18 protein-coding genes are annotated in these 19278 nt (G+C 51.0%); 8 read left to right on the forward strand and 10 right to left on the reverse strand.

What is annotated here, in order from left to right; translation table 11 throughout:
- Positions 1 to 70: 70 nt before the first annotated feature.
- Positions 71 to 829, reverse strand: a complete 759-nt coding sequence (locus DXC51_RS22995) for an alpha/beta hydrolase (RefSeq protein ID WP_025490440.1) — start codon at positions 827 to 829, stop codon at positions 71 to 73.
- 604 nt (positions 830 to 1433) lie between these two features.
- Between DXC51_RS22995 and DXC51_RS23000 the strand changes: the two genes are divergently transcribed.
- From DXC51_RS23000 to DXC51_RS23015, 4 genes are all read left to right on the forward strand, one after another.
- Entirely contained in the window at positions 1434 to 1922 is a 489-nt protein-coding gene (locus DXC51_RS23000) for an NADH-quinone oxidoreductase subunit NuoE family protein (RefSeq protein WP_021638847.1), read from the forward strand.
- Positions 1912 to 3849, forward strand: coding sequence for an NADH-quinone oxidoreductase subunit NuoF (locus DXC51_RS23005; RefSeq protein ID WP_021638848.1), 1938 nt, complete (start codon positions 1912 to 1914; stop codon positions 3847 to 3849). The genes DXC51_RS23000 and DXC51_RS23005 overlap by 11 nt, the downstream gene beginning before the upstream one ends.
- Positions 3850 to 3981: 132 nt before the next feature.
- Positions 3982 to 5694 (forward strand): [FeFe] hydrogenase, group A, encoded by a 1713-nt coding sequence (locus DXC51_RS23010; protein ID WP_025490439.1) that lies wholly within the window; start codon positions 3982 to 3984, stop codon positions 5692 to 5694.
- A gap of 93 nt (positions 5695 to 5787) precedes the next feature.
- The gene (locus tag DXC51_RS23015; RefSeq protein WP_025490438.1) at positions 5788 to 6213 is read left to right on the forward strand and encodes a VOC family protein; all 426 of its coding nucleotides are present in this window, start codon (positions 5788 to 5790) and stop codon (positions 6211 to 6213) included.
- Between the two features lie 593 nt (positions 6214 to 6806).
- On the opposite strand, the gene DXC51_RS23020 is transcribed toward DXC51_RS23015, so the two are convergent.
- The 4 genes from DXC51_RS23020 to DXC51_RS23035 all read right to left on the reverse strand — a co-directional run bounded on the left by DXC51_RS23020 (position 6807) and on the right by DXC51_RS23035 (position 11443).
- Positions 6807 to 7784: a Gfo/Idh/MocA family protein gene (locus tag DXC51_RS23020; RefSeq protein WP_117531126.1), complete on the reverse strand. Its 978-nt coding sequence runs from the start codon at positions 7782 to 7784 to the stop codon at positions 6807 to 6809.
- 86 nt (positions 7785 to 7870) lie between these two features.
- Positions 7871 to 8431 (reverse strand): NUDIX hydrolase, encoded by a 561-nt coding sequence (locus DXC51_RS23025; RefSeq protein WP_021638861.1) that lies wholly within the window; start codon positions 8429 to 8431, stop codon positions 7871 to 7873.
- A 60-nt stretch (positions 8432 to 8491) separates the two neighbouring features.
- On the reverse strand, positions 8492 to 9358 hold the full coding sequence (locus tag DXC51_RS23030) for a hypothetical protein (RefSeq protein WP_025490436.1): 867 nt from the start codon (positions 9356 to 9358) through the stop codon (positions 8492 to 8494).
- Between the two features lie 243 nt (positions 9359 to 9601).
- Positions 9602 to 11443, reverse strand: coding sequence for a beta-L-arabinofuranosidase domain-containing protein (locus DXC51_RS23035; RefSeq protein WP_147331883.1), 1842 nt, complete (start codon positions 11441 to 11443; stop codon positions 9602 to 9604).
- 121 nt (positions 11444 to 11564) lie between these two features.
- Between DXC51_RS23035 and DXC51_RS23040 the strand changes: the two genes are divergently transcribed.
- Positions 11565 to 12371, forward strand: a complete 807-nt coding sequence (locus DXC51_RS23040) for a helix-turn-helix domain-containing protein (RefSeq protein ID WP_025490434.1) — start codon at positions 11565 to 11567, stop codon at positions 12369 to 12371.
- 110 nt (positions 12372 to 12481) lie between these two features.
- On the opposite strand, the gene DXC51_RS23045 is transcribed toward DXC51_RS23040, so the two are convergent.
- The 5 genes from DXC51_RS23045 to DXC51_RS23065 all read right to left on the reverse strand — a co-directional run bounded on the left by DXC51_RS23045 (position 12482) and on the right by DXC51_RS23065 (position 16662).
- On the reverse strand, positions 12482 to 13789 hold the full coding sequence (locus DXC51_RS23045) for a helix-turn-helix domain-containing protein (RefSeq protein WP_025490433.1): 1308 nt from the start codon (positions 13787 to 13789) through the stop codon (positions 12482 to 12484).
- Between the two features lie 171 nt (positions 13790 to 13960).
- Positions 13961 to 14524 (reverse strand): hypothetical protein, encoded by a 564-nt coding sequence (locus DXC51_RS23050; protein ID WP_025490432.1) that lies wholly within the window; start codon positions 14522 to 14524, stop codon positions 13961 to 13963.
- Between the two features lie 319 nt (positions 14525 to 14843).
- Positions 14844 to 15140: a hypothetical protein gene (locus DXC51_RS23055; protein ID WP_049942404.1), complete on the reverse strand. Its 297-nt coding sequence runs from the start codon at positions 15138 to 15140 to the stop codon at positions 14844 to 14846.
- 123 nt (positions 15141 to 15263) lie between these two features.
- Entirely contained in the window at positions 15264 to 16196 is a 933-nt protein-coding gene (locus tag DXC51_RS23060) for an RpnC/YadD family protein (protein WP_243003257.1), read from the reverse strand.
- 157 nt (positions 16197 to 16353) lie between these two features.
- Positions 16354 to 16662, reverse strand: a complete 309-nt coding sequence (locus DXC51_RS23065) for a hypothetical protein (protein ID WP_025490429.1) — start codon at positions 16660 to 16662, stop codon at positions 16354 to 16356.
- A gap of 284 nt (positions 16663 to 16946) precedes the next feature.
- Between DXC51_RS23065 and DXC51_RS23070 the strand changes: the two genes are divergently transcribed.
- Genes DXC51_RS23070 through DXC51_RS23080 form a run of 3 tightly spaced genes read left to right on the forward strand, consistent with a single transcriptional unit; the run spans position 16947 to position 18962 of the window.
- Positions 16947 to 17453 carry a DUF4367 domain-containing protein gene (locus DXC51_RS23070; protein ID WP_025490428.1) on the forward strand — a complete coding sequence of 169 codons (507 nt, stop codon included), beginning with the start codon at positions 16947 to 16949 and terminating at the stop codon, positions 17451 to 17453.
- A 35-nt stretch (positions 17454 to 17488) separates the two neighbouring features.
- Positions 17489 to 18289 carry an RNA polymerase sigma factor gene (locus DXC51_RS23075; RefSeq protein WP_117531124.1) on the forward strand — a complete coding sequence of 267 codons (801 nt, stop codon included), beginning with the start codon at positions 17489 to 17491 and terminating at the stop codon, positions 18287 to 18289.
- Positions 18279 to 18962 (forward strand): hypothetical protein, encoded by a 684-nt coding sequence (locus DXC51_RS23080; RefSeq protein WP_147331882.1) that lies wholly within the window; start codon positions 18279 to 18281, stop codon positions 18960 to 18962. Before DXC51_RS23075 ends, DXC51_RS23080 begins: the two co-directional genes overlap by 11 nt.
- The last annotated feature ends 316 nt before the right edge of the window (positions 18963 to 19278 follow it).

Here is a 19278-nt window from a genome sequence, read left to right on the forward strand (position 1 = left end):
ACGAAGCATTGTTATTGTTCCAGGCTTTGCAACCGATATCTTTGACCGCTTCCCGGCTGTAATCCTGAGGTCACTGCTCCCGCTGCCTGCTGTCCCCGGCCCATCTGCCAATCTCCGCCGCCGTCAGCCTCCACTGCTCCTGCGGCGTGATTTCCGCCCTGCCGTCGCCCTTCTGTTCCCCATACCAGCCAAAGCCGGCATGATTGCCGCCCTCAATCACATACTCCTCTGCCGTCTTTGGAAGATTTACCCGGCACTCCTCATACTTTTCCAGGTTCAGCACCCCGTCCCGGCTGCCATACACAGACAGCACCGGCAGAGCTTCCGGAAGCGGCTTTGTGGAATAAGCGGCCAAAAGCGCCAGCCCGGACAGCTCCTCTGCGTGCTCCGCCGCATAGCCCGCTGCCATGGCTCCGCCCAGGGAATGCCCGCTCAGGTACCATTCTTCTATTTCAGGATATGCCAACATCACGTCCTCAGCCGCGCTGCTTCCCAGCACCGCCAGCCGCCCCGGCATCCGCACAAGCACGCAGAAAAAATCCTCAGCTGCAATTTCGCGCATCAGAGGGCCATAAGCCTCTTCCTCCACCTTTGCGCCGGGATAAAAAATAAAACCGCGCCCGCTTTTTGTATCCCCATACGTAATCCACGCATCCAATGCGTCCACCTGTATCTGCTCCCCGCCGCCCTGTGCAAAAACCTCCTGAATATCCGGCAGCGCATGGTAATAAGCCTGGATATAAATAAAAATTCCTGCCGCCGCAAATAACAGGACAGCCAGTGCTCCCATGATGATTTTTCTCCCTGCGCCATGTTTTCTTTCCTTCACGTCTGATCCCTCTTTTTCATTTTTTTAACTGTCCGCTCAGTTCACAGTTAACTATTTTTTTATTATTCTATAGAAAAAGAGGCGTTCGGGCAACACCAACCTCCATAACAGTTCAGACAACCGGACTGTTACAGGCATCCTGCCGTTTAAAATCGATGTGCGATGGGCCCGATACCTGCTTTTTCTGCATATTCCAATGGCCAGGGATCCCGTCAGAACGATACCCAGTTTCTCCCTTTTTTAGCATTAGTGCAATATGCATATTTTTTTATATTTTGATTGTATTTATTGTATATTCTTCTTTAATTTATGTATAAAATGAGTTTTTTTATCAAAATTCATAGAAATTTTATGGCTTACTCCACTTATTCATGGTAAAATATTAAAACCGTTGTTAGTCACCGTAACAGACAGTTCAGTGATCTGAGCTGTTGCCGTCCGTCTGCCTTTTCATCAAGGTCAGGCGTTTATGTATTGACAGCTGGAATAATAATGTAAAGCAGGGAGTTACCCTGCGGGCAGCTGCCGGGATTCTTATATTTATCACAGCGCGGCATTCGCCGCCCATCCCACAGATTTGTCCGCAAGAACGAAAGGAGTTCACATGTTGACGCACGAAGAAATCACCAGCCTCGATGAGATTCTTTCAAGCCATGATTACGACAGCGCATCCGTTATTGCAATCATGCAGGACATCCAGAAAACGTACCGCTATCTTCCCCAGGAGGCGCTGACCTATATCGCCGGGAAGCTGAAGATGAGCGAAGCCAAAATTTATGGCGTAGCCACCTTTTATGAAAACTTTTCTCTGGAACCAAAGGGCAGATATGTCATCAAAGTATGCGATGGCACAGCCTGCCATGTCCGCAAATCAATTCCCATCCTGGAGGAGTTCCGGAATATCCTGGGGCTGTCCGAAACCAAGCATAATTCGGACGATATGCTTTTTACCCTGGAAACCGTATCCTGCCTGGGAGCCTGCGGCCTGGCGCCGGTATGCACCGTAAACGACAAGGTCCATGCCGCCATGACACCGGAAAAAGCACGGGAACTCATTAAAGAACTGAGGGAGGAAGCAGCAGATGAAAATTAACAGCCGCGAAGAATTAAACCACTTGCAGGAATTTTACAGCAGCAGGCTTCATGCGCAGACTAAAAGGATTCTCGTCTGTGCCGGCACCGGCTGTGTTGCGGGCGGCTCCCTTTTAATCTATGCCCGCTTAAAAGAGCTGATGGAGGAACAGGGCATCCGCTGTGAGGTGGTTCTTGAGGAAGAGCCCCACGAACATGCAGACGGCGCCGGACACACCTGCCATTGTGAAGAATCAGCCCCCGAAGGCGCGCGTATCGGCCTGAAAAAAAGCGGCTGCCACGGCTTCTGCGAAATGGGCCCCCTTCTGCGCATCGATCCGGAAGGCCTTCTTTACATTAAGGTAAAGGTGGAGGACTGCGAAGAAATTATTGAACGAAGCATCCTTAAGGATGAAATTGTGGAACGTCTCGTCTATCAGGATCAGTCCCTGAAATCCTATCCCAGACAGGAGGACATTCCCTTCTATAAAAAGCAGACGCGCGTTGCCCTGGAATACTGCGGACATATCAACGCGGAATCCGTCAGGGAATACATAGCCGTAGGCGGTTATTCCGCCGTGGCAAAGGCGCTTTTTGATATGACGCCCCAGCAGATCGTGGACGAGATCTCGGACTCCAGCCTGCGGGGCAGAGGAGGCGGCGGTTTCCCCACCGGCCGGAAATGGGCGCAGGTGCTCCGTCAGCCTGAAGAAATCAAGTACGTTGTCTGCAATGGTGATGAAGGCGACCCGGGCGCATTCATGGATCGTTCCATGATGGAAGGCGAACCCCACCGCGTCCTGGAAGGCATGATCATTGCAGGAATTGCCACCGGCGCACATTACGGTTATATCTATGTGCGTGCGGAATACCCGCTGGCCGTTTCCAGACTGCAGAACGCCATCGACCAGGCTATGGAAATGGGGCTTCTGGGAGACAATATCCTTGGCTCCGGCTTCGGCTTTACCGTGAAAATCAGCCAGGGCGCAGGAGCCTTTGTATGCGGTGAAGGCAGCGCCCTCACCTCCTCCATCGAAGGCAACCGCGGCATGCCCCGCGTAAAGCCCCCCAGGACCGTGGAAAAAGGCCTGTTTGAGAAGCCTACCGTACTCAACAACGTGGAAACCTTCTGTAACGTCGCCCCCATTATCTTAAAGGGCGCGGACTGGTATAAGACCATGGGGCCTGAAAACAATCACGGCACCAAGGCCTTCGCCCTCACCGGAAACGTAAATAACACCGGGCTTATCGAGGTTCCCATGGGTACGACGCTGCGCGAGGTTATTTTCGACATCGGCGGCGGCGTAAAAGGCGGCAGCTTTAAGGCCGTCCAGATCGGAGGCCCCTCCGGCGGCTGCCTGTGCATCAGCGCCACTGAGGATCACCTGGATATGCACCTGGATTTTGATTCCCTCAAAAAAGTAGGCGCCATGATCGGCTCCGGCGGTCTGGTGGTCATGAACGATAAAAGCTGTATGGTAGAGGTTGCGCGCTTCTTCATGAATTTTACCCAGAACGAATCCTGCGGCAAATGCGTACCCTGCCGTGAAGGCACCAAGCGTATGCTGGAGCTGCTTACGGATATCACGGAAGGCCGGGGAACCATGGAGCATCTGGATATGCTGGAGGAACTGTCCCAGACCATTTCCGATACCGCGCTCTGCGGCCTTGGAAAAACCGCGGCATTCCCTGTTGTCAGCACCATGAAATATTTCAGGGACGAATATATCTCCCATGTTGTGGATAAAAAATGCCCTGCCGGACAATGCAAGGCGCTTGTTAACCTGCAGATCGATCCCGAGCTGTGTAAGGGCTGTACCAAATGTGCAAGGCTCTGCCCTGTCTCCGCCATTACCGGAGAACTGAAAAAGCCTCACACCATCGATGTCAGCAAATGCATCAAGTGCGGAGCCTGTAAGGAAGGCTGCCCGTTCCATGCAATCAGCTGATTTGGGCCGCAGGTATACTGTTGGTATCTTCACCGGTAACTGTGAAAGTATTGGATAGTTACCCACAGATACAGCTGCGGTACATAATCAGACATTTGCACGCGTTATGAAAAGCTAAGAGGAGAATTTGAAATGGCAAAATACATGATAATTGACGGCATAAGGGCGGATTTCGATCAGGAAAAAAACATCCTGCAGGTAATCAACAGCGTAGGCATCCATGTTCCCACCCTTTGCTATTATTCCGATCTTTCCATATACGGCGCCTGCCGTATGTGCATGGTGGAGGACGAACGGGGCAATCTGATTGCTTCCTGTTCCACTCCTCCCAAGGATAAAATGGTCATCCGCACCAATACCCCCAGGCTGCAGCACCACCGGAAAATGATTCTGGAGCTGTTGCTCGCCGCCCACTGCCGCGACTGCACCATCTGTGAGAAAAACCAGACCTGCCGTCTTCAGGAGCTGGCGGGCCGCCTTGGCCTTACTGATGTCCGTTTTCCCAATACGAGAGAAGCACAGCCCGTGGATGATTCCTCAGTTTCCATCGTCAGAGATCCCAGCAAATGCATCCTTTGCGGCGACTGCGTCAGGGTATGTAATGAAGTACAGCACGTAGGGGCAATTGATTTTGCAAACCGCGGTTCCTCCATGATTGTCACCCCGGCCTTCGGCAAGAAGCTGGCGGAAACCAACTGCGTAAACTGCGGCCAGTGCGCCGCCGTATGCCCCACCGCCGCCATCAAGGTAAAAACCAACCTGGATAAGGTATGGCGTCAGCTCTACGATCCAGGCAAACGTGTCGTCGTACAGGTTGCTCCCGCCGTCCGTGTCGCCCTGGGCGAAGCCTTCGGTCTTGCTCCCGGCGAAGACAGCATCGGCAAAATCTTTACCGCCATCCGTATGCTGGGCTTTGACGCTGTGTACGATACCTGCGTGGGCGCCGATCTGACCATTATGGAGGAGGCAAAGGAGCTGGGTGAAAAACTGGAAAGCGGAGACGACCGTTTCCCGCTGTTCACCTCCTGCTGCCCCGCCTGGATCCGTTTTGCAGAAACGAAGCATCCCGACATCATGCCCTACATTTCCTCCTGCAAATCCCCGATGGAAATGTTCGGTGCTGTCCTGAAGGAGTATTATAAGGATAAAGATAAAGAGGAAGGAAAAGAAACCATCTCCATGGCCGTTATGCCATGCGTAGCCAAAAAGATGGAAGCGGTCCGCGAAGAATTCATCCGGGACGGCGTGCCGGACATCGACTATGTCATCACCACCAAGGAGCTGATCCGCATGATACGTGAAAGCGGCATCCAGTTTGATGAAATCGATCCGGAGGCTCCCGACATGCCCTTCTCCATCTCCTCCGGCGCAGGCGTTATTTTCGGCGTAACCGGCGGCGTAACCGAAGCCGCACTCCGCCGCCTGGTTCAGGAAAAGAGCACCCAGTCGCTGCGTGATATCAAGTTTTCCGGCATCCGCGGCATGGAAGGCGTCAAAGAAGCCGTCCTGGAACTGAACGGCCGCACCCTCCGTATCGGCGTGGTAAGCGGGCTGGGAAATGCCGATAACCTCATTGAAAAAATTAAGAGCGGCGAAGAGCATTTTGATTTTGTGGAAGTCATGGCCTGTCCTTACGGATGTATTGCCGGCGCCGGCCAGCCCTTCTGCCATAAGGTGGACAAAAAAGAGCGTATGGCAGGCATGTACCGCTCCGATAAAGCCGCTCCCATCAAGAGAAGTGAAGAAAACCCCGTGATTTACAATCTGTATCACGGCGGGCTGCTGGAAGGCAGAGAGCATGAGCTGCTGCATGTGCACTATAAAGGGGCGCAGCCGCAGGAATAATAGCCGCAGGAAGAAAGTGGCGGGAAAAGTGGCGGGAGGTGCTTTCATACACTGCATCCATGGATTCCCATCATATACCGGGAGGATAAAAAAATGCTGGTTACACCAAATTTTCATTTTCATGGAGACTGTGAAGAAGCCATGCTGCTGTACCAGAAGGCTTTTTCCGGAGAAATCACCTGCATGCTCCGCTATCGGGATGCCAATCCGGAGGATTATTCCGCCGACAGCAGATGGGACGATTATATATACCATGCGGAAATGCTTCTGCACGGCACAAGAATCATGCTGTCGGATATGGAGCCTGCGGTACCGGCGCAGCGTCCGTCTTATCTGCCGCTTTCCCTGGTCGTGACAATGGACACGAAGGAGCAGGTAATGCAGGCATTTGAGGCAATGAAGGACGGTGCAGAAATCCTTTCGCCGCCGCAAAGCACCACCTACAGCTCCTGTTTTCTTTCTCTGATAGACAGATTCGGGAACCGGTGGGAAATCATGACAGAGCAGACGCTTCGTTAAAAACAGAACTATCCTGCAATAGATTTTATATGTTTCTTGTAATTTGCCTCCGTGATAATTACATTTCAGCAAACTTCCATTTATCGGCAGAATATAAATAATAAGGCCTCCGGTCATGTATTTAATAAAAATACGCACCGGAGGTCTTAACTTTTTTAAAGATACTATTTTTATGTTCCGTTACTATTACAATATCATGCAGCTTAAACAGGATAAACGCATCCGCGTAGGAGCCGTGCTTCCCGCCGTCCAAATCTGCGGCAGCCAGCCGCCTTTCTTCCCGGATGGGGTGGGGGTGTTTTAAGATCCATAAGAAAAAACGGCGGATATTTCTTACTGTCCCGGGGAACCGGAATTTTGCCGTCCCTAGCGGCCTGTCTGACGAACGCAGCAGACGCAAGTCGCTGCGAAAGGAGTTTGGGCCGCGTTGGCAGAATTCTGGTTCCCCGGGACGGTTAGAAATACCCCGTTTTTGAAACTGGATCTTAAAACACCCCCACCCCATCCGGGAAGAAAGACAGCTGGCTGCCGCAGATTTGGACGGCGGGAAGCACGGCTCCTACGCGGATGCGTTTATCCTGGTAGCTTAACCGTCACTCAAACGGATACCTGATTCCCCACTCGGCTCTCATCGCATCCATCATTTTCATCACGCGGATGGTTTCGGCATGAGGCATCTGAGGGCATTCCAGACGTCCCTCCTCCAGTGCCCTGATGCAGGCCTCCACTTCGTATTCATACCCGCTGATCTGCGGCGGACAGTCAATGTGCTTGATTTCCCTGCGATCCTGATCGTAAACAGTAAGGCTTTCAAAATTATTGATGTTTTCAACTATCATGAAACCTTTTGTCCCGTAAATGATTCCTTTCCTGTCACTCAGGGAAAGCATGGAGCTGTTGAGAACGGCAACTTTTCCATCTTCATAAATCAGCGTTGCACTGTTCTGCTCGTCCACTCCTGTATCCGTATAGGTGCAGACGGAAGAAACCTTTGCCACCTCGCCCCCGAAAATCATCAGGGCAAAATTAAGCGGATAAACACCCACATCCAGAAGCGCGCCGCCTGCCAGCTCCGGCCTGCGCAGCCTGGGTACCTGGCTGATAACATAGCCAAGGTTGGCTGTCAGCATAGTGGGTTCACCGATGATTCCATCCGCCAGTTCCTTCCGGATGGTTTCCAGCATGGGCAGATATCTCACCCATATGGCTTCAGTAATGAATACGCCGGCCTTTTCCGCCATTTCAAGAAGCTCGCACGCCTGTGCTGCATTGGCGGTAAACGCCTTCTCACAAAGTACCGGCCTGCCATGGGCGATACAGAGCTTTGCATTTTCAAAGTGTTCGGAATGAGGTGTTGCAATGTATACCAAATCCACATTTTCATCCCGCACCAGCTCTTCATAGGAGCCATAAGCCCTTGCAAAGCCATATTCTGAAGCAAAAGCCTCCGCCTTCTCCAGGCTTCTGGAGCCTATCGCATAGCGCTCCACATTTTCCATTTCCGCAATGGTTCTTGCCATACAGGAAGCGATTCCGCCCGCTCCCATAATTGCCATTCTCAGTTTTTTCATATCATTTTCCTGCTGCGGCGCCGGCTATTCACCGGACTGCGCCGCGCATCCCTCCTTCTTTTTATGTGATATCCCTGATTCTTTCATCATATTCCGTAACGCCTTTGAAACGCCGATTCCAGGGCACTTGTCTCCCACGGGAAAATGCAGTATCCCTCTGCGCCTGCCGCCGCCAGCTCCTTCAGCCGTTCAAAATCAATCCAGCAGACCGACTCCACCTCTTCCGCCTGAAGCCTTAAGTCCGCCTCGTTTACCGGCTTCTCGTACAAATATACCGCAGATATTTCCCGGTCAAGGATATGCTTTCCTCCAAAATAATCATCCACCTGGCAGGGATAGATTCCTGCAAAATACAGCTCTTCACCAGAGGCCGCAATCCCCAGCTCCTCTTCAAGCTCCCTTAATGCCGCTTCCAGAAAGGTGTCTCCGGCAGAAAGATGCCCTGCGCAGGAGGTATCATAACAGCCCGGGAAGCTTTCCTTCGTCCGGCTGCGTTTCTGCAGCAGCAGCTCAATCCGCCCTTCCCGGCGGCGCACCAGCCATATATGGGCGGTGCCATGCCAGTCACCGTCCCTGTGGACCGCGCTTCTTTCCTTCACCTCACCCGTAGGATCTCCCTGCGGCGTGCGGACATCAAACATTTCCATTGCTGTTTTCCTGCCTTTTTACTGTATTATATACCTCCGGATTTTTTACCACGCAGGCGCTCACTGAATCACAAATAAACAATCGCTGGCAAAGGGACCGTCTCCTCCGTTATAAATCTTACTGTTTCCCATATTATCAGAAACGGAAACTCTCTTCAGCCGGTAGGTGCCCGCTTCTTTGGTCTGGCTTTTCTTTATCACCGCCGAATATAAATCGCCCTTCTTTTCCAGATTCACGGTGACGGCCTTTCCGTTTTCGTTCTCAAAACGCACCGCTACCGTATCCACGCCGGAAAAATCATCCGCAACCGCAGCAGTCACCGTAATTTCGGATTCCCTGGCCGCCCGGGCAGGCGTCACCACTACCGCTCCCAGCACTGGCGGTGTTTCGTCAGCTGCCGCCACGCCGTTCATAATCTGGAAGCCGGCGGTCACAGGAAGCGTCTGGTATTTGTCGTTTTCCTTCCGGTCCTCTGCCCTGCAATATTTCAGATACCCTCCGTTATTATCCTGCAGTATCACCTTATCCAGTACAAAAAAACCGGCCGGCTCATAAATACTCATGGTCATCCATCCCGCATAAACACCATTCGCAAAGTCCTTATCACGGAGTATCTTGGTAACGGTCCTGTCGTTTGCCGTATTTTTAAACTGGATGTTGACATGATCGATTCCGGCGGGTCCAGGCAGCGCCTGAACTGCCACATAGACCTTCAGCTCGGTTCCTTCCGCCTGCATTGCCCCGGCCGCCACCGCGCCGAGAAGCATGCCGGTTGTATTATCCGCCCCTGATGGTATTCCCGGGACGGCTTCCGCGGGAATTCCCGGGACAGCCTCCGCAGCCTGTGTACGCCAGGAAGGCAGCAGCCACATTATTGCCAGGGCCGCTGCCGTTATTATTGCTATTCCCCTTTTGCCTGTTTTCATTCAACCACTCCTTTTTTACAGCCGGCGCAGTAAATATACTGGCCTGCCGAACAGTTACTTTTATTCTATCATATCAGAAACAAAATGGAAGAATGCCAGGCAAAAGATTCTATTTTTTTATGATTCCTTGTTACTGTTCGCTCCGTGGCCAGTAACGATTCCTTTTCTATAATCTGATTGCAGTATAGTTGCAGAAAGACCTGTCCCCTGTCCGGCCTGACAGCCGGAATTGTCTGTCCTGTCTCACCGGCTGACCAGGGGCATCTCCGTCATACGCAGATTGGTGCATCCATAGGGCTGCAGAAGCTTTTCCTCCGGCTGCGACAATGCCCTGCGCTCCTGCGGCAGATGGGCGCAGACTCCGCCATTTTCCTGCCAGGGGATTTTTACCATTTCCGTTTTTATCTGCAGGGGCGGATTATCTACAGCAAAAGGATATTCTCCTATTTCATTGCCGCGCACCTCAAACGTTTCCGTGCAGAAGCCGTAATTCCAGTCGGAGGCCGGCGTCAGCTCATAATCGCAGTAAGGAGCCTTGCGTTCCACGCCGTCCTTCACATATTCCAGCTTTCTGCAGGTTTCCGTGATGGGCAGGGAAAAAACCAGCGGGCCTCTCACCAGGGCTTTCATATCGTTCGGCCGGTCTGTAAGGACAGGCACAAAGGAAAAGCTCACCTTCACCCGGGTACTCCCCTCCCATTTACGGTAAATCCGGTAAAAGCTTCCCGGCTCCGCCTTTTCACCATCCACCAGCGCTCCCTGTGCAAAACCGGGAATACGGACAAGAAGCTCCATTTCCACCGGCCGCTCCGCCGTGATTTCAATGACGGCTTCATCACGGAAGGGATACCCGGAAATCACCTGCAGTGAAACTGCCGTTCCCTCCTTTTCTATCCTTACGGAAACGGGAACCGGCGACATCACGGCCAGCCCGTCTGCGCTCAACGCAACCGCCGACAATGCGAATTTCGGCCAGGCCTGATTAAAGTTCGCCGTGCAGCATCCGAAATTCGGCTCCAGCCCGAACATATGGGCTTCCCCGCCATTGGAATTAAAGGGCACCTGATCCGGCGCAATCCTGCTGCAGCAGATCTGGTTTGTCATCTGCACATACTGATGCGCCCACATATCCGGCGTCGTAGTGGCAGGCAGACAGTTAAAGGCCTCTTTTTCCAGCAGATCGCCCCAGAAGGGATTCCCGCTCACCGCCAGGAGGATTTCATAGGAATACATAGCCTCGGCCACGCTGCAGCATTCGCTTCCCTGGACGGGCGAATCCCCGGACAAGCATTCGTCCCCTGTAAAATGCCCGGTTGCCATGCTGTTATACCGCATCACTTTTTCATACATTTCCCGTGCAAAGCCGTCCGCGCTCTCCCCTGTAAGCAGGGACATCAGCGCCCGGGATTTAAACGCCATGGCTGTATTCACCACATGGTTAAGCTGGGTCCAGTACTTATCCACAGCCGGGTGGGCGAAGTCAAAATTCCGGTAAAGCTTTTCATAATCCAGCCCCTCCGCCTCCAGAACAAAGGCCAGCTTCAGCATCCAGTCCTCCGGCCTTCTCTCATACAGCCAGAGAAGGGGAACCAGGCACTCATACCACCTGGCTGCCGACCAGTTAAAAAGCGTACTGTTTGTCACATGCAGCAGCAGATTATGCATCGCCCGGTATACCGCCTGTTCGATCCTGTCATCCCCGCTGCATTCATAATACAGCACCAGCACCTTGCAGATCAGAAACGCCGCCCAAACGTCATAGGTGCTGCGTTCCTCCCTGGAACAGGGACAGATCCAGCCGTCCTCCTCCTGACGCTCCAGAATGGCGTCTATGTATCTGGCCGCACGTTTTTTTAATTCTTCGTCTTCCAGAAGATAGGCCAGGGGGATAAAGCCGTCCAGCCAGTAGGGCACGCGCTCCCACCCTTCCTTGTCTCCGCTTATCCATTTGCTGTCACGGATATCCGGCCATATCAGATCCAGATGCCCGGAAAGCCCCTCCGCCTGGATTTTAAGCTGCTGTCTGAGCCATCCTTCCGGACGAAGCTCCTTTGCGGTGAGGGGCGTAAACTTTTTCTTTTTCATCACATATACTCCTTTTTTGTTTCTTTTTTCCTGTGTTTGTTTTATGCTGTATTTACGGGAGCAGGCCGTTCCAAAAGGCCCGCAGGATCCCGGCAATTACCCATGAAAGGCGGTGCAAGCTGTGGATTCCATCATTCTTTCCCCGGCTCCCATGCCCTATCTTACCGACTGCAGCCTGAAGCGCTTCGGCACCGATGAATACCATTGTTCCCGTTACTGCAGCCATTTCGTGCTGATTTTCATGTTGAAAAACCGGCTGCAGTTCACAGAAAACGGCAGCCTGACCACGCTGTTGGCAGGCGAATGGTACATCCAGAAAAAAAACACCTGGCAGGCAGCTTCCCGCCCCAGCCCCAATGCAGAATATTATTACATCCATTTCCAGGCTGATTATACCGAAGATCTCACCAGCAGGCTGATGCTTCCCATTAGAGGCGCCTTCCAGCCAGGCCTGTTTCTGCCGCTGCTGCAAAGGCTGTGCCTGCTCCTGCACCAGACGCCCTGCAGCCATCTGGAGCTGCAGAGTGAATTTTTCCGGCTTCTTGGTCTGCTGTATACCCAGGAACAGTCATACTCGGCACTGACGGCAGATCTGATGCGTTACCTCAATGAAAATTATGCGTCCCGCATCACTGCCCGGACCCTATCGGACGTCTTCCATTATTCTTCCGAATATATTGATAAAAAAATGAAGGCGGAGCTGAATATGACGCCGCATGCCTATCTAACCGCCATCCGCCTGCAGAATGCTAAAAAGCTGCTGGAACGCTCCCAGCTGCCGATCCAGAAAATAGCCCTGGAATGCGGCTTCTCGGACAACTCCCTTTTTTATAAGGCCTTTCGGAAGCATTTTTCACAAAGCCCCAGTGAATGGCGCAGGCAGCATCAGTTCGTCTACCAGACGGCGGACCCTTCCTCTCAATCATAGTATGAACCGAAGGAAGTTTTAAGTTCAAAAACAGATGTATACATTGCAAATCTGGTACTAAAAAAGGCAGCCCCCGGAGTCTCCCCCAAAGGCTGTCCTTTTACGAAATTTTATTCCAGTGTCAGCATATCCCTGTGTGCGATCAGCTGTCTTAGCATCTTTTGGTTGATTTCTGCCAGCTCCGCATATTTTTCCGACTCCGAAAAATATGCCACGCAAATCATCTGAATGGAAAATACAATATAAGGAAGCGCTTCCTTCTCCTTTTCAGACAGCGGGTTGACGCTGTCATAGCCCCGGAGGATATTCTGATAGAGCAATCCCCACTGCCGCAGCTTTTCCTCATTGCCGTCTTCGAAGCTTTCCGACAGTATGCCCGTGGAAACATAGCAGGGATCAAAGAGCCGGATCGCCTTTTCGGTATTTTCAAATTCTATAAACCCTGCCGGCTTTCCTTGCCTGATTAAGAAATCGCTGGGCGTAGGATTGTGATGAATCAGCTGTACCGGGAGCATTGGATAGAGCGCTTCCAGCCCTTTTTCAAATTCACTGCAGAATTCGTCGGGCAGTTCCATCGCCCTGCGCGCGCCCGGCAACGCCCAGCCCTTGATACTGGCCAGCAGAGCATCCTCCTGATACTCCTCCTGTTCCTCCATATCCTTCATTATCAGATGCAGCTGTCCCAGGATTTCGCCCACGTACCGTGCCCTGGAATTTCCCTGCTCTGCGTATAAATCCCGGGCCAGCAGGAATTCGCCTTCAGGCATCCGGGTCAGGCAGAAATACGTATCTTCATCCATTATGTATTTCTCCCCGTTTTTTGCAGGAACATATACGGCAGCCTCCAGTCCGGCCTGACGCACTGCCTCCGACACCTCCAGGTGCCGCTTCAAAGCCGGCAGGTTTTCACCCGTTTTGAGAAGATAATTTTCTCCCACATACCAGCATCGGTCGGATTTAAAGCCGCTGGATTCATAATAAAAGCTGCTGATTTTTTCCTGTTCCATTCCCCAATGGGAAAGTATTTCCTTAATTTTTTTCTGTGTAAGCATCACATGTCCCTCCTGCCTCAAATTGATTCTGTATGGCCGTTTGGGTTTATGCCGTTTCAGATAATTGGAGGGGGAACAGTCATATTCCCGCCGGAAAGCCCGGAAGAAGCCGGCATGGGTATCGAAGCCATAGCGAAGGGCTGCATCCACCATTTTTGCTCCGCAGCTGATGTCATAGATGGCATGCACCAGCCGTCTGCGCAGAATATACTGCATGACAGGCATGCCTACCTGCGCCTGAAACAGCCGGTAAAAATAGAACAGGGAAAATCCGGCACGGCTGCTCAGCTCCTCCGCCGTAATCTCCGTATCCAGGTTATCTTCAATATAATCCAGGCTCTCCTGTATTGTATCCCGGTAATCCACAGCGTGTATCTCCTTTTTCTGATTTCCGGCCTCCCGGCCATCGCAGTTAATCTCTGCCGTTGTGTTACCCGCCAGTTTTTCTGCTGACTCTATCTTAGCATTGAGGCATTGAGAAAACATTTCCTGTTTTGCCGCATTTTTTCAGTTGACAGGAAAAAATCCAGCGCCGCATCATTCCACCGCAACGCTGGATACCCCGATATTAATCAGGAAGTTTTCCAAAATTTCTTTCTTTTCCTGATACAATTCATTTGATATTGAATAAGAAACAACATAGACAGCAAAATCATTGTCCGGTATGTGCAGCACAAGATACTCCTCCCGCACCACACTGCCATCGTCCTCTTCAATCTCCTTCACATACCTTTTTCCCTGCAGCCCGTTTGCCGTACTGAAATCCATCCCTTCATCCTGCGGCATTTCCTCCACGCCTTTGGTTCCGTAAATGGAAATTTCATTGCCGCTGTCTCCGTCAATGTACAGGTCATAGCCCCATTCGTAGCTGTCCATTTTCTCGCCTGCATTGATCTTTTCATAGGTATCATAGGTCCAGTCCTTCGGCAGGATCATAAAAATACTGTCCACAAAGCTGTTATGATTAAATGTATGGCTGATTACGCTGATTTCGTCCTGGCTCATAACCGCCGCCTCACCGCCCCCATTTCCCTGGCAGCCGGTAAAAAATACGGCGCCGGAAAGCAGGACGGACAATAATATTCCTTTAAGTTTGCGCAAGCTGCTTCCTCCTGACTTATCTTTATTCCCGCTAGCAACGAGCCAAGCAGCCATGCTTACATGGATATTTGGCGACTGCCGCGAGGTTCAAAGCCCCCGCTGCTCTGCAGCGCTGCAAGTTTGATACCTCGTTGCTTGCAGCGGGGGCTTTGATTTCCTTCCAGTTATTTAAAAGTTTTGGGATATCATCCATATTATAGCAAATAAAAAAAGCCTTGAATACACAAGACTTTTTTTATTGCAGACTTTTTATCATGCTTTGTAATCGTTCAGGTATTCGGTCTGTTACTATAACTCATGCTACAATACATCTAAACGTCTATACCAAGCCGATAATAAGTTCCGCAACCTGCATATCAGTTTTATCAGGATTTTCCGACAGCAGATCAAGTGCTTTCTTTACATAACAAACATCCAGCTCAAGTATATCGGCTATTTCATTTATGTCTAAGCCTTTTTGAGATTTTTTTCTGATTAATGATATTATCGTCTCAGCTTCACCAAGTGCAGCTCCGCGGGCGATCCCCTGGGCAATTCCATCTTCTTTGCCGCTTTTATACTCACTTTCGCGGATTTTTTTCATTTCCATTTCTTCATTATACTCAAAAATTGACACCGCTATCACCTCCGCTCTCTGTGACAACAGGAAATCTGCCAGAATCCCTTCCCTGATACATTCCGTCAAGTAGTAACTGTGAGGGGTAATCAACAGTTACAAATTTTTAATAAAACTAAACGCCTATACCTGTCCAATAATAAGTTCCGCAACCTGCATATCAGTTTTGCCGGGATTTTCCGCCAGCAAATCAAGCACTTTCTTTGCATAACAAACATCCAGCTCGAGTATGTCGGCTATTTCATTTATACCAAAGCCCTTTTCCGATTTTTTTCTGATTAATGATATTATCGTCTCAGCTTCACCACAGGCAATCCCATCTTCTTTGCCGCTCTTATACTCGCTGTCACGGATTTTTCTCATTTCCTCTTCTTCATTATACTCAAAGATTGACACCGCTATCACCTCCGCTCTCTGTGACGACAGGAAATCTGCCAGAATGCCTTCTCTGGTACATTCCGTTACCGCCCGCTCAACCGCTTCCTCAATCCGCATTCTCTTTGCATATTTTCTGACCCGGTCCACATACTGGCTGTATTCCTTCAATGTCTGGCATTTATCCATCAGCTCTTGGTTATGTCCAAAATTAATGTTCAGCATAAGTACCTTAAGCTCAAGCTCCGGTTCTGCCGTCTCTTTTTCAAAAGCATCCGACAGCCACAGGATTTGCCTTTCCGGCTGCCCGTCCGTGCCGTTGTAAAATACCACGAACCGGGGCACCGGAATTTTCACCAGCGTGGAAGAATATATGGTCTCATCCCGCGTATATTTTTCCAGCTGCTTGGCAATGTACACCAAATCCCGCAGCGGCATATTGGGATTATACGAACCCTGGTGCTCGTACAGATTCATCTCGGAATCCAGCAGGAATGAGATGTCATTCTTAAAATTCATATAAATCGCATTTTCCAGGGTACAGATTGTCAGGTCCTCCGGGCTGTTATACGCTGAATCATTGAGTGCATTATACAACTCCAACAGTTCCTTCTTTTCCCGAAATAGCATTCGGAAAACCGTATCCTTCTGATTTCTTACTACGTGCAGTTCTTCTGCCATAAGCTGCTCCTTTCTGTTTGTGTGCGGAGCAACCTTCCCAATCAGCCGCTCCTGCTTTCTTTGTTGGATAGTAAGCATAGAGTTTCTGAATTGAGAATGGAAATTAGACGGCACATAGGCCAAGATTCGTTAGAAATTTATGCTTGCGTTTATTTTATCACTGTTTTTCAATAGATTCAACTGCTCCTGAAATTTTACCGTCTTCTTTTTCCGACTCAATACTTTTAACGTGGTTAATGACCGTACGTTTCCAGGTATTGCTGTAAATCACGCCAAATATAAAGGAAGTAAAAAGGACGGCGCCGATAAACGTGCTCATAACAAAAATAACTGTCTTCCTTTTCAGCCCAAGCTGCATAAAATGTACCTTTGCATTTTCCAGAAGTTTCCTCAACGCCTGCCTGCTGCCTGTTTTATCCTTATTGACATTATCTGTACCGTTATTTGCCGTACTTGTTTTATCCATGCCTTTTCCCCCTCGTGCATGATATCCCTTAAGTAAACCCTGCCAAAGCCCATGTACATATTACACCGCACTTTAGAGCAATTATAACATTGTAACTCCTGCCGCGCCACTACTGCCAAAGTGATGACCACCCAACCGCTTTAAGCCCTTCTGGAGCCCTCCCGCTTGACATCCCCGCCCCCTGGCATATAATTAATTAAAAATTTTATATTTTCGTGCAACGTTTTTCCTCTCCCGGTTGTATATAAAGCAGAAACATAAAAACGCATGAAGGAGAATCCGATATGAAAAAACTAAGCCTATGCATTATCACTGCTCTGTCCCTTGTATCCCTTGGTATCCTTACCGCCTGCGGCGTTTCCGCCACGCCAAAGGAAGCCGGCTCAGCGCAGCTTCCCAACCCATTTATCCCCTGCGCCTCCATAGAGGACGCTAATGAAATTCTGGGCTTCACCGCCGCCGTGCCCTCCATTCTGCCGGACGGCTATGAAACCGCCGCCATTGCCGCCGTTTCTTCCTCCGATCCGGCCTTTGTACAGATAAGATACGAAAATGGGGAAAAGACTATCACCTACCGCATAGGAAAAGGCTCCGGCAATATCAGCGGAGATTACAACTCCTACGAATTCACAAAAACACTGGAAGCGGTTGAAAATATACTCACCTGCAGCGGCGCCGGAGAACTGATTTATAATGCGGTCTGGGAAGCGGACGGCTATACCTACAGCCTGACCGCCACAGACGGCATCACCGAAAACGAACTGCAGGAACTGGTGGAAAGCATCGCCTGAAGCATTCCGCGCCGTATGAAAGGAGGAGTCACATTATGAATTACGGCAGTTCCATAAGCCGGACCGCAGCCGTCCCGGGGCAGAACCGATCCCCTCTGTACCTGCTTGCCTGCGGATGGCTGCGTTTTATCCTGTACAGGCTTTGCCGCTTTATTAAAAAGGATGCGGACCTTTCTCCCTCTCCGGAGGCCGCCGTGTCCCCGTCATCATCAGAGCGGGCCGCCGGGATTCTCCACCATCTGCCAAAAAACAAGGCCTCCAAAACCAGCCGGGTCACCGAAATCAGCCAGGGCCCAAAAACCAGCCAGGCCTCCCATGCCAGCCAGGCCTCTCTGATTTCCCGGCCATCCCGCTCCTGCCCTCCCCTCTCCCCCGAGGAAGCCCTGCACCGCTATGGTTCCCCCATCCTCCGTCTGGCGCTGTCTTATCTCCATAACCTGCCGGACGCCGAAGATATCCTCCAGGAAACCATGCTCCGCCTTTTCTCCTCCGCCCCGTCCTTTGAAAGCCCGGAGCATGAAAAGGCCTGGCTCTTCCGGGTGGCCATCAACCTGAGCAAAAACCGCCTGAAGGCCAACAGACGCCGCAGCTGCGAGGAGCTTCCCGAATCCCTCACCTGCGCCATGCCCGAAGACCTTTCCTTTGTCTGGGAAGCGGTATCCACACTTCCCATAAAATACCGGGAGGTTATCCACCTTTACTACCAGGAAGAAATGACTGCCGCCCGGATTGCCGCTCTGACCGGCGCAAAGGAATCCACCGTGCGCTCCCTTCTCTTCCGCGCGCGGGGTATGTTGAAAAAACAGTTAAAGGAGGCGTATGATTTTGAAGAATAAATATCAACAGGCTGAAGAATACATTAAATTGACACCGGACATGGAACAGCGCATTCTGGAAAAAATCAGAGCTTCGCGCACCGCCCCGGTTCCGCAGATACAGCCACAGCCCCCCTTCCCCCGGCGTTTTCCCATTCCCGCCGCCCTGGCCGCCTGCTTTGCCCTGGCTGTCCTCACCCTGTTCTTGTATCCCCGCCTGAAAACCGGCTTCCCCCCGGGACAATCCCAACAGCCGCCGGTCCAAATAGCTTCCCCCATCGTGGAATACCCGGATACGTCCTCCCTGGCGGATGCCCTGCCATTTCCGCTTTCTCTGCCGGCACAGCTTCCAGAGGGCTATACCCTCCGTTCCTGCTCCATCCTGAATGGAGAGATGGCACAGCTTATATATGAAAAAAACGGCTCACAGCTCACCTACCGCATCACAGAACAGAAGAATGCCCCGGGAGATGACATAAGCGGCGATTATAACCAGTATACGCAGTCACAGATCCTGGAACGGCCCTGGGGACAGCTGACACTGAAGGGTGACGGCACCGCATGGTCCCTCCTCCTGTGGTCCCGCGGCGGCTACACCTGCTCCGTGTCCACACAGGCCCCGCTCACCGAATCTGAAGCGGCGGCCCTGGTGGACAGCACCACCCTGTATGAAGCTGAAGCGCCTACACAGTAAATTTCCTCTGATATATTATAAGTTCAAAAAAGGGAAAAAATAAAAAGGACCGGAAATCCAGCATAAATCCGCTGTTTCCCGGCCCTTCGTTTTATTTCCCGGCATTAATGCAGTTTTTTCAAAGCCGGCCAGCTATAGACAGGCTGTTCGTTACCGTCCTATAGTTTTAGCACTGCGGATTTGTTCGGAATTTTATTTTAAAAATTATACTTAAATTCCCATTTCGGAATATTTATTGTTATTAAGAATATCATATGCTATAATTGGAATAATAGTCAAAGACCCCGCTGCAAGCAACTGGGTATCAAACTTGCAG

The sequence above is a fragment of the Eisenbergiella massiliensis genome, assembly GCF_003435485.1.